The sequence below is a fragment of the Photorhabdus cinerea genome, assembly GCF_011189575.1.
Taxonomy (GTDB): Bacteria; Pseudomonadota; Gammaproteobacteria; order Enterobacterales; family Enterobacteriaceae; genus Photorhabdus; species Photorhabdus cinerea.
Window position 1 is genome coordinate 97,053 of record NZ_PUJW01000014.1, and the last position, 12,053, is coordinate 109,105.

A 12,053-nucleotide genomic window follows, 5' to 3' on the forward strand; every position below is an offset into this window, starting at 1 on the left:
TTATTAGAAACTAACGCTTTTTCAGATGAGCCATCAGACGCTTACGTTTACGCATCTGATTCGGTGTCAAAGTATTACGTTTATCAGCAAAGGGGTTTGCCCCTTCTTTAAACTGAATCCGAATGGGTGTCCCCATCACTTTCAAGGACCGACGGAAATAGTTCATCAGATAACGCTTATAAGCATCAGGCAAATTAGCTACTTGATTACCGTGGATCACAACAATGGGTGGATTATAGCCACCAGCATGGGCATATTTCATTTTCACCCTGCGCCCACGGATCATCGGCGGTTGGTGATCTTCTTCAGCCATACGCATGATACGGGTTAACAGTGCAGTATTCACCCGGCGAGTCGCGCAGTCATAAGCCTCAAGAATCGAGTCAAACAAGTTACCCACACCACTGCCATGTAAAGCGGAGATAAAATGCACTCTGGCAAAATCAACAAAGCCAAGACGATAATCAAGCATTTCTTTCACTTGCTCTTTATCTTCCTGCGACATGCCATCCCACTTATTGACCGCAATAACCAATGAACGCCCGCTATTAAGAATAAAACCCAATAACGACAAATCCTGATCGGAAATGCCTTCACGGGCATCGATCACCAGTAATACAACGTTAGCATCTTCAATCGCCTGAAGGGTTTTGATGACTGAGAATTTTTCAACCGTCTCGGTAACCTTACCCCGCTTACGCACACCCGCGGTATCAATCAGGATATATTCGCGGCCATCACGCTCCATAGGAATATAAATACTGTCACGGGTAGTACCCGGCATGTCATAAACCACAACCCTTTCTTCACCTAAGATACGGTTCGTCAAGGTAGATTTACCGACGTTTGGCCGGCCGACAATGGCTAATTTTAATGGCAGAGTTAATGGATCAAAATCATCTTCTTCCTCTTCCGCCATTTCCACTTCATTCTGCTCCAGCTCGGCCCAATAGGCTGCGTTCGCTTCTTCCTCTGTCAGCTCAACCTCTTCTTCCTCACCTTTACCGGAAAAAGGCAGCAATGCCCGTTCGATAAGTTGGGTGACACCACGACCATGAGAAGCGGCGATGGAATATATATCACCCAATCCAAGTGAATAAAATTCAGCTACGGATGTATCAATATCAATACCATCGGTTTTATTCGCCACCAAAAAAGTGGCTTTTTCACGGCTGCGCAGGTGTTTTGCTATAGCGTGGTCTGCCGGCATCAGCCCGGCACGGGCATCTACCATAAACAGAACAATATCGGCTTCTTCAATCGCCATCAAAGATTGTGCCGCCATATGGGTTTCAACACCATCTTCGGTACCATCAATACCACCAGTATCAATGATTATAAATTCCTGTCCTTCAACTTCGGCCCGACCATATTTGCGATCGCGGGTCAGACCGGGAAAATCCGCTACCAACGCATCTCTTGTACGGGTTAAACGGTTAAATAACGTGGACTTACCCACATTTGGGCGCCCTACCAGAGCGACGACAGGTGTCATTTGTTGATGCCTCATGACTAAATTTGAAATCAGTATTTTGCTACTCATCGTTAGCTGCAACAAAACACTAAAAAGACGAAACGGCCCCTGTGCTTTTCAGGAGCCGTGGGATTATAACAACTCTTTATTCTCTATTTCCGGTAAACAGACAGTAAGAAGTACTCAACGGGTAAACAGATAAACCGTACCGTCTTTCGCCTGTACCATCAGTTTATCGCTGGCGACAACCGGACGACTCAGTAAACCAGAGCTATCAACTTTATGCTGAGCAACAAACTTACCGTCATCCATATTCAACCAATGTAGATAACCTTCACTGTCACCAACAACCAAATAACCATTATACATTTCAGGCGCAGTCAGATTACGGTGCTGTAATTTTGTCTGAGTCCACAGAGTCACACCATCACTTTGACGCAATCTCATAACCCGATCGTTTTGATCAACAATGTAAATATTATCACCAGAAACAACCATCTCGTTCACTGAACCCAAATCGCGTTTCCAGAGAAGCTGACCTGAGCGCATATCGAGCGCCACCAAATTACCATTATATGCTATTGCATATATCACACCCTCAGAAATAACCGGTGTCATATCAATATCATTAAGACGACCGATTTCCGTAGAACTGGTTACCTGGGAGATACGTTGTTGCCAGATCAGTTGCCCCTGAGAAATCAGTACTGCGTTAACACGGCCATTATCACCACCTACGATCGCCGCACCATAAGCCACAGCAGGGGCCGACTCACCACGCAATGACAACGATGGCGTGTCCATATTAACGGACCACCGAATTTTACCATCCGACTCATCTAATGCTTGCAACATACCATTGCTGGTATGAATCAGTACCAAGCCATCACTCACAACCGGACGCGACAACGCTTCACCAGCAACTTCAGATTCCCAGGCAACCTGACCATCCGCCGTATTTAGCGCAATCACTTTCGCACGTTCAGTACCTACATATAAATGATCCCCGGAAACCGTCAGACCACCTGAGAGCAACGCAGGTATACGGGAAGAGAGCAAACCCACTTTTTCAGCCAGATTTACCGACCATATCTCTTTGCCACTATCAATTTCCAGTGCCTTAACGATGCCATTACGATCAGCAACATAGACAACAGAGCCCTGCCAGGTTGGTGTCAAATGAGAGTAATAACGACCAACACCATCACCTACAGATTTATCCCAGATAACGCTTGGGTTAAATTGATTTTCAACCTGTGGTAACGGTGACATAGTTACCGTATCCTGCTCACTTGAACAACCTGCTAACAGAACGGAAGTAACCAGACCAACCAAGAGTGTTTTACGCAGTTGCATTGAAAAAAATCCCCTTAGCTGGATAAGTTATTCAATTTAAGATTTAACATCGATTTGATCGCCTGAGGTGAATCTGATCCCAAACCTTTGGTATAGGCTGCACGAGCACCAGCAATATCACCTTTTTTCAATAGTGCATCACCACGGATATCTTCTGCTACTGCAACCCAACCAGAACCTTTCACCTGTTCCAGTGTTTTCAGTACAACATCCGCTTTACCTTCTGCCAATTGAACCCTGGCTAAACGAATATTAACCAGAGCCTGCAAATCTTCATTTTTTGTCTGCTCTACCGCTGTAGACAAAAATTGCTCCGCTTTAGCTAACTCATTCTTTTCAACAGCAAGTTTAGCCAGTTGCATATGAGCCATCACGCCATAACTGTTATTCGCTTCACGGGCAAATTTCTCAGCAACAGCATGACTCTCTTTTACATCGGAAATTAAGCCACGATTTACTTGCTCAAAAGCTTCCGCACTTGCTTGTAACTGATTTGTTTGATGAGATTGCCAATAACGCCAGCCAATCAGCGCTCCAGCGCCCAGGACCAGCCCGAAAACCATCGCTTTACCATTATTGGCAAAAAAGCGGCGGATCACATCAACTTGTTCATTTTCATTGGTATAGACTTCCACAGAGTCTCTCCTTAGCCTAACAGTTCAGCCAAACGAGCGGCAATTTCGCCTTGCGGCAACGTTTGTTGTTCGCCGGTCCGTAAATCTTTAATGGCTACCTGACCAGAACGTACTTCATCCTCACCAAGGATCAACGCAATTTTAGCGCCGTGTTTATCTGCACGCCCTAGTTGCTTCTTAAAATTACCTCCGCCATGGTTCATCATCAGGTGCAATTGCGGCAACATATCACGTACCTGTTCAGCCAAAATCAATGCAGCCTGCTGACTGCCTTCACCAAAAGAAGCCAGATAAACATCTGCAACTGACAGCTCAGCCACAAATGTTGGGTTAGTTTCCTGCACCAACAGAATCAGACGCTCCATTCCCATGGCAAAACCCACTGCCGGAGTCGAGCGGCCACCCAGTTGCTCAACCAGCCCATCGTACCGGCCACCAGCACAGACAGTCCCCTGAGCCCCAAGAGCCGTTGTCACCCATTCAAATACCGTGCGGTTATAATAATCCAGACCGCGAACCAAACGCTGATTAATCCGGTACTTGATACCAACTGCATCAAGAAGTGCGCACAGGCTGTTAAAATGTTCCTTTGATTCGGCATCAAGATAATTAAACAGTTCCGGCGCATCATTAAGAAGTTGCTGAACTTCAGGATTTTTTGAATCCAAAACACGCAATGGATTGCTGTACATACGACGCTTGCAATCTTCATCCAGTTTATCTTTATGCTGCTCAAGAAAAGCAACCAGCGCTTCGCGGTAGCTGGCACGCGCTTCCAATGAACCAATAGAGTTCAGCTCAAGCGTTACATGTTCAGAAATACCAAGCTCACGCCACCAGCGGGCAGTCATTAAAATCAGTTCGGCATCAATATCAGGCCCCTGAAGACCAAATACTTCAGCACCTAATTGATAAAATTGACGATAACGACCTTTTTGTGGGCGCTCATAACGAAACATTGGCCCGATATACCATACGCGCTGTTCCTGATTGTACAGCAGACCATGTTCAATACCCGCACGCACACAGCCTGCGGTATTTTCAGGACGCAAGGTCAAACTTTCACCATTGCGATCATCAAAGGTGTACATTTCCTTTTCAACCACATCAGTCACTTCCCCGATAGCACGTTTAAATAACGGGGTCTGCTCTACAATCGGTGTACGTATTTCGCTATAACCATAACCCGCAAGCACTCGTTTTAAAGTGTTTTCAATACGCTGCCAGATAGCAGTATCTGCTGGCAAGTAGTCATTCATACCACGGATAGCTTGGATATTTTTTGCCACGTTTTATCTCTGTTAATAATTCAAAAATGATGTTGATTATAGGAGCGAATACTGACGAGGTTCAATTGGCAAACAAAAACAACACTAGCTCACGATAACTATGAGCCAGTGTCAGGTTTATTATTTATCCAATTGACTTATGTCAATACGCTTATTTTCATCCAGCATTGATGCCTTAGCACGGATCTTAGCCTCAAGCTGATCGATCATATCAGCATTATTGAGGCGCTCTTTCTGCCGAACCCCATCTTCATAAAAACCACTTTTCGTCTTAGCACCGGTAACGCCCAAAGTGGAAACTTCCGCCTCACCCGGCCCATTAACCACACAACCAATGATTGAGACATCCATCGGTGTCAATAGATCTTCCAGGCGTTGTTCCAAAGCATTAACTGTACCGATAACATCAAATTCCTGACGAGAGCAGGTTGGACAGGCAATAAAATTAATACCACGAGAACGAATACGTAATGCTTTCAGAATGTCAAAACCGACTTTGACTTCCTCTACCGGATCGGCGGCTAGCGAAATACGCAAAGTATCACCGATACCTTCTGACAGAAGAATCCCCAGACCAATAGCCGATTTTACAGAACCCGCACGAGCGCCGCCGGCTTCTGTGATACCAAGATGTAATGGCTGATCGATCTTCTGAGCCAACAAACGGTAAGCCCCAACCGCCAGAAATACATCAGACGCTTTTACGCTGATTTTGAACTGGTCAAAATTAAGTTTTTCAAGAATATCCACATGACGCATAGCCGATTCCACCAAGGCTTCTGGCGTTGGCTCACCATATTTTTCCTGAATATCCTTTTCCAATGATCCGCCATTCACACCAATACGGATTGGGATACTTTTATCTCGGGCAGAAGCCACAACCTCACGGATACGTGCCTCATTACCAATATTACCAGGGTTAATACGCAGACAATCAACACCATACTCTGCAACTTTAAGTGCAATACGGTAATCAAAATGAATATCTGCAACCAAAGGAACATTAACTTGCTGCTTAATCAGTTTCAATGCTTCTGCTGCGTCCATCGTTGGTACTGATACCCGGACAATATCAACCCCAACACGTTCCAGCGACTTAATCTGTTTAACCGTTGCTTCCACATCTGTAGTGCGTGTGTTTGTCATTGACTGCACCGCAATTGGCGCATCATCCCCGACTGGCACATTCCCTACATAAACACGCGTAGATTTGCGTCTTTTTATCGGCGATTCATTATGCATACTGGTGTTTCTCCCATACTTCCATGTGCTCACTTACGAAATAAAAACTAACGCTGTATTACCAAGCACTTACTGTGTTTCTGGTACTTTAAAACGCGCAATACGACCCGCTTTAATAAAGCTACTCAAATCGACAACCTGCCCCTGGAACTGCACATCCACTGCCGCTGGGGCACCAATAGTTAACTTATAAGGTAATGAACCAGAAAGATTCAGACTATCCCCCTTCCTTTTAGTTCCGCTAAACAGCGTCTTCCCATTAGCATCAACAACCTGTAACCAACAGGCTGCTTTGAAATTCATTACCAATTTATCACCACCAGCCACTACCGTTGTTCTATTTTCCACAACATCGGGTATTTGAGCTGTACTCTGATTAGTCGGATTAGTTGGTAATGGGACAGTCTGTGGATGAGTTTCTGGTGTTTCCACTGCCTGCTTTTGAGTTGATATTACAGGCTGGGTCGCTTCGCTACTATTATTATTCGCTTGCGCTACATTTTCCATTGGGACAACTGGCACAGGCGGCTCATTGGCCTGCAACTGTGTTGCCTGCTCGTGATTTCCCGTAGATAAATCCACAGCGTTAGTCTCTTGCTGAACAACCTGAGCCGCAGATTGATCAGCCATCGAAATCAATTCCTTCTGTTGAGCTGTGTGGTTCTGCCACCACCATGCTCCAGTCAAACTGATCACCACCAAAATAATTAGCCACGTAATCCGCATTAACCAATTGTCACGCTTTTTGCGTTTCTTACCCAATGAAAAACTCTGCATTGGTGAAACTTTTGCTGTTTTCGCTGGCGTATGCTTATCCAGAATTGCCAGAATTTCTGCTTCTGGAATTTGTACTAACTTAGCATAAGAACGAACATAACCACGTAGAAAAGTCGGCGCCATATTGGCCGGTATATTGTCCTCTTCAATATCGCGAATAGTGGAAAGTTTCAGACACAGGCGATCAGCCACAGTCTGCTGAGTTAGCCCATGTTGTTCGCGGGCCTGACGCAGGAGGTGACCTGCTGTTAAATGAGCTTGTTCTGGAGTCGTTTCAGTATTCATTAGCAAGAAGATGCAGCACTGTTCAGGTTGTGGAAAACTTCGCGCCTGCTTCTCTTGCGATAATTTTTACATTATGCAACAGCCTGCGCGGCGAAATAGATTTGCTATTTTACTAGCGGCAAATCATTGATAACAAATACGCCTGTCAGCATTGCTCCCGGCAAACAAAATTTTGGCTTCTTCATACTGCCCCTGTTCACAGAGAAAAGCGCTGTAATAATGCAATACCGTATCATTTCCTGGCGCATACTGCATTGCTATTTTATAACGCTGACGAGCAGCTTCCGGCTGGCCGGAATATTGCTCATATAATGCCATACCCAACTGAGCCTGATAATGGTCAGGCTTTGCCAGTAATACTTTATCAAAGTGATATCTGGCAGCCGGTAAATTGCCTTCAGCCAGATAAGCCATTCCCAGTTGAATCCGAGTTTCTGTTGCCACTATTCGCTGTTTATTTCCGTTTACTGATTGACTGGAACAACCCGCCAATAATGCAGCAGCAACAATCATTCCCGATAACGTCCTTATCATAACTATCCTCATTAGATTAAGGATTCGCAATTATAACAATAATTTCAGTTACTGTATTACAGGACATGCCTGAATTCAGACCGTTCTTACCTGAATAGGTTCACCTGCCTGACGTTTTTTCAATGTACGTTTTGTACGATCAATAACATCACCGGCAAGCTGGCCACATGCAGCATCAATATCATCTCCACGGGTCTTACGAACAATGGTTGTGAAACCATACCCCATCAGCACCTTGGCAAAACGGTCGATACGGCTGTTAGAACTGCGGCCATATGGCGCACCTGGAAATGGGTTCCATGGGATCAAGTTGATTTTACTTGGTGTATCTTTTAAGCATTCAGCCAATTGGTGTGCCTGTTCCACGCTGTCATTAATCTGATCCAACATGACATATTCCACTGTCACACGCCCTTGATTAGCATTGGATTTAGTCAAATAACGGCGTACACCGGCAAGGAACTGCTCAATATTATATTTACGGTTGATAGGAACGATATCATCACGAATATCATCTGTTGGTGCATGCAGGGAAATTGCCAAAGCAACATCAATCATATCGCCAAGTTTATCTAGCGCTGGCACCACTCCTGATGTCGATAGCGTCACACGGCGTTTGGACAGACCAAAACCAAAATCATCCATCATGATTTCCATGGCAGGAACCACGTTATTCAGATTAAGCAGAGGCTCCCCCATTCCCATCATAACCACGTTAGTAATCGGACGACGACCGCTAGATTTCAGTGAGCCAATAATTTTCGCTGCACGCCAAACCTGCCCAATAATTTCAGAAACCCGCAAATTACGGTTAAACCCTTGCTGAGCGGTTGAGCAAAATTTACATTCCAGTGCACATCCTACCTGAGAAGAGACACACAACGTTGCCCGATCATCTTCTGGGATATAAACCGTTTCAACTTGTTGATCACCAACACTGATAGCCCATTTAATCGTACCATCGGCTGAACGTTGCTCTTCTGCAACTTCAGGCGCACGAATCTCAGCAACCTGCTGCAATTTTGCTCGCAGAGTTTTGTTAATATCCGTCATCTGCTCAAAATCGTCATAGCAGTAGTGATACATCCACTTCATCACTTGGTCAGCACGGAAGGGTTTTTCCCCCATATCAACGAAAAACTGGCGCATTTGCTTGCGGTCCAGATCAAGTAAGTTAATTTTACCGCTTTTATTTTCTGGAGTTTCAGACACGACAGAAACAGCAACTTGTGCCACAGTATTTGGTTGGGACATTTCTTACATCGCCTCGTTGTTACACTTTCGGCTCTGCGCTGATGAATTCAACGCGAAGTTTCAATTCGGGTACCACTATCAATTTAGTATAGTGACAAATAATAAACGCCCCGTTGAATTAACAACGGGGCGCCGCATTGTACAAACTTTAATGCAATGATGCTACGGCTAACTGTAAATCAGTTAGCGTGGGCAAATTTCATCTTCAGTGAAGAAATACGCGATTTCACGGTTGGCAGATTCAACAGCATCAGAACCGTGCACTGCGTTTTCAGTAAAGCTGTCTGCGTAATCAGCGCGCAGAGTACCAGCCAATGCATTATCAGGATTAGTTGCACCCATCAGATCGCGGTGACGCTGTACTGCATTCTCGCCGTCCAATACCTGAACCACAATTGGACCCGAAGTCATGAATTCCACCAGACCATCAAAGAAAGGGCGGCCTTTGTGCTCTGCATAGAAACCTTCAGCCTGTTCACGGGTCAGGTGAAGCATTTTGGCGGCAATGATTTTAAACCCGGCGCTTTCAAAACGGGCATAAATAGACCCGATAGCATTTTTCTTCACAGCATTAGGTTTAATAATAGAAAAAGTACGTTCAACCGTCATGGATAACCTCTTGGCTCTTCTTTCAGCAACAGATAATTTTAATTTTTTATTCCCGATATAAAGTTGATCGGTTAATACCCATCCCGCAACCCTAGCAGGGATAAAAGAGGCGTTGATTATAGGGGCACGAAAGACGGTTGCCTACAGAAAACATAACAATCTATTAAATTTTCCTTAGCGAAAATTACCATTTTTTCGTACAAATCACACTTTTAACTGAATCGTTTACTTCAAGGTAAAATTAACAGAATCTATCTGCCCTCCCAAATCCAAAACACTAAGCTGATATTTTCCCGGTTGGGTCAATGTCTGTACCAGCGCCTGATTATTTTCAGTGGTCATAATCTGTTCTCCATTTAAGAACCACCATTGCTGCCCACTCCCCCCCTGAGTCGTAATACGTAAATCAAGGCTGCCAATACCGGGAAGCCGTTTCAATACATCTCCGTTATGGATACCAACGATCAACAAGGGTGCTTGATCTGATTTCAGCGGTGGGCATTGCGGATTAACGGGTGGCAAACGTTGTGCCCGGCGTTCCTCCTCCGGCAACCATGATTCGAGAGTAATCGGCCATAAAGCAATATTTTTAGGTTGAGCATCAGGACAATCAGGAGCGACACGCAACCCTTTTTTATCCACCCATACCTGTTCATTAATGCCCAAAATACCTTCTTGCCCCACTGCTGGCAATGTAGGAGGAACCGTATGATCAAGTATCCAACTCAAGCGGCGTTGGCGGCAATTACTATCTCCCTGTGGCAGACTCTGCCCTCCTGGCCAGCAAATTATTGCCTGACTAACACTTGCCGGGCGTGGATCAGAAGGAATCCATTTAGCACCATTATGCATATTCGCCAACAGCAAGTTATTGATCTGAGTCATTATCGGAATCGCAGTGGCATAACCGAATTGCCCCACAACCGGCGTTCCGTCCGGCCTGCCAACCCAAACACCTATGGTATAGCGGGCATTTAAGCCAATAGCCCAAGCATCGCGGTAGCCATAACTGGTACCGGTTTTCCAAGCCAGTGGCACTTGTGCCGGTAATACATCATCGGGTTGTGGACGTCCTTCTCCGGCCATAATCCGCCTGACTATCCATGCTGCCCCCGGCGAGAAAAGTTGTCTGTCACGCAATTTCTGCTGCGGTGTGAATCTCAGAGGAGAAACCTTCCCCTGACGAGCAAACGCGGTGTAAGCCGCCACCAATTGATCCATCCGGGTTGCCGTTCCACCAAGAATCAATGACAAATTAGGCTCACTACCGGGAGGAAAACGTAATACAGTTCCCACATTACGCATATTGGCGGTAAACCGCTTAGCACCATATGCTTCAAGCAGTTGTACTGCGGGTAAATTCAACGAGCGGACCAATGCATCACTGGCACTGACCGGCCCGTTAAAACCACTGTCGAAATTTCCCGGACGGTAATAATCAAAACGGCGGGGTACATCCTGTAAAAGTGATTCCCCATGAATCAGCCCATCATCCAACGCCATGGCATACAAAAATGGCTTGAGGGTTGATCCCGGCGAACGCCATGAACTTATCATATCAACATGACCAAAACGGCTGTCATCCCGGAGATCCAGAGAACCAATATAAGCTTTCACAGCCATATCAGTGTGATCGACCACCAATACCCCGACTGAAGTTTTATCCGATAACTGATACTTCCAATTTACCGCCATATCCTCAAGCTGGCGTTGTAATCCCACATCAATAGTTGTTTTGATGATTTCCTGACGACGACCTTTAGCCATTCGTCTGGCAAAAAGCGGCGCAAGCTGTGGAACCTGTCGAGGTGCTAACCACAATGTTTCTTGCCGAATATCAGCCACTTTCTCAGCCGGCCAAACTTTATATTCTGCCAATCGTTGCAACACCTTATCTCGGGCAGCCTGTGCTCGTTCAGGATAACGATCTGGTCTTAAACGGCTGGGTGCCTGTGGCAATACAGCCAATAAAGCGGCTTCCCCTGAAGAGAGCTCAGATGGCGGTTTTCCCAGATAAGCCCAACTCGCAGCCCCAACTCCTTGCAACGTGCCACCAAACGGGGCACGATTCAGATACATTTCAAGAATATCATCTTTGGAGTAGTGCCATTCAAGCTGCAAAGTACGCCAGATCTGTTTCAGCTTCCCGCCTAAAGTACGTGAATGGGGATCAATCAACCGGGCAACCTGCATTGACAACGTACTCCCCCCCGACAAAATTTTACCTGCTCGTATATCTTGCCAGGCAGCTCTGACAAGAGAAATCGGGTTAATTCCCGGATGCTGATAGAACCAGCGATCTTCATAAGTCAATAGTGCTTGAATATATTCCGGCGACACTTGATTCAGTGTTACCGGGTAGCGCCAAACCCCTTCATCATCGGCGAAACGCCAAAGCGGAGTACCATCCTCACTTACGACAATCCGTGCCATTTTGGCTTCACGCAATGGCAAAGGCCAAACTTTATCTGCCAGCCATAAACTCGCCGGGATCAGAAACAACAACAGCACAATCAGCCAAATAAGGTGATACGTTTTCTTCATCAATTGGAATACCTGACAAGAAATCAGCCCTTACGCTTAAGCGTAAGGGCTAGC

General features: G+C 45.6%; 10 protein-coding genes. All 10 read right to left on the reverse strand.

Translation table 11 applies throughout. The features are described from left to right. Positions 1-10: 10 nt before the first annotated feature. On the reverse strand, positions 11-1,495 hold the full coding sequence (gene der, locus C5469_RS14595; RefSeq protein WP_046973565.1) for a ribosome biogenesis GTPase Der: 1,485 nt from the start codon (positions 1,493-1,495) through the stop codon (positions 11-13). Between the two features lie 162 nt (positions 1,496-1,657). After that, positions 1,658-2,830, reverse strand: a complete 1,173-nt coding sequence (gene bamB / locus C5469_RS14600) for an outer membrane protein assembly factor BamB (RefSeq protein ID WP_166308023.1) — start codon at positions 2,828-2,830, stop codon at positions 1,658-1,660. Positions 2,831-2,844: 14 nt separating this feature from the next. After that, positions 2,845-3,465, reverse strand: coding sequence for a tetratricopeptide repeat protein (locus C5469_RS14605; protein ID WP_166308026.1), 621 nt, complete (start codon positions 3,463-3,465; stop codon positions 2,845-2,847). A gap of 11 nt (positions 3,466-3,476) precedes the next feature. Next, positions 3,477-4,754, reverse strand: coding sequence for a histidine--tRNA ligase (gene hisS / locus C5469_RS14610; RefSeq protein ID WP_166308029.1), 1,278 nt, complete (start codon positions 4,752-4,754; stop codon positions 3,477-3,479). Between the two features lie 120 nt (positions 4,755-4,874). After that, complete coding sequence (gene ispG, locus C5469_RS14615) at positions 4,875-5,996, reverse strand: flavodoxin-dependent (E)-4-hydroxy-3-methylbut-2-enyl-diphosphate synthase (protein ID WP_166308032.1); 1,122 nt, start codon at positions 5,994-5,996, stop codon at positions 4,875-4,877. Between the two features lie 69 nt (positions 5,997-6,065). Next, positions 6,066-7,058: a cytoskeleton protein RodZ gene (gene rodZ / locus C5469_RS14620; protein ID WP_166308035.1), complete on the reverse strand. Its 993-nt coding sequence runs from the start codon at positions 7,056-7,058 to the stop codon at positions 6,066-6,068. A gap of 123 nt (positions 7,059-7,181) precedes the next feature. After that, positions 7,182-7,592, reverse strand: a complete 411-nt coding sequence (locus tag C5469_RS14625; RefSeq protein ID WP_166308038.1) for a tetratricopeptide repeat protein — start codon at positions 7,590-7,592, stop codon at positions 7,182-7,184. A 75-nt stretch (positions 7,593-7,667) separates the two neighbouring features. Then, positions 7,668-8,846, reverse strand: a complete 1,179-nt coding sequence (gene rlmN / locus C5469_RS14630) for a dual-specificity RNA methyltransferase RlmN (RefSeq protein WP_166308041.1) — start codon at positions 8,844-8,846, stop codon at positions 7,668-7,670. 183 nt (positions 8,847-9,029) lie between these two features. After that, positions 9,030-9,455, reverse strand: coding sequence for a nucleoside-diphosphate kinase (gene ndk / locus C5469_RS14635; protein ID WP_166308044.1), 426 nt, complete (start codon positions 9,453-9,455; stop codon positions 9,030-9,032). 225 nt (positions 9,456-9,680) lie between these two features. Continuing rightward, on the reverse strand, positions 9,681-11,999 hold the full coding sequence (gene pbpC, locus C5469_RS14640) for a peptidoglycan glycosyltransferase PbpC (protein WP_166308047.1): 2,319 nt from the start codon (positions 11,997-11,999) through the stop codon (positions 9,681-9,683). Between the last annotated feature and the right edge of the window lie 54 nt (positions 12,000-12,053).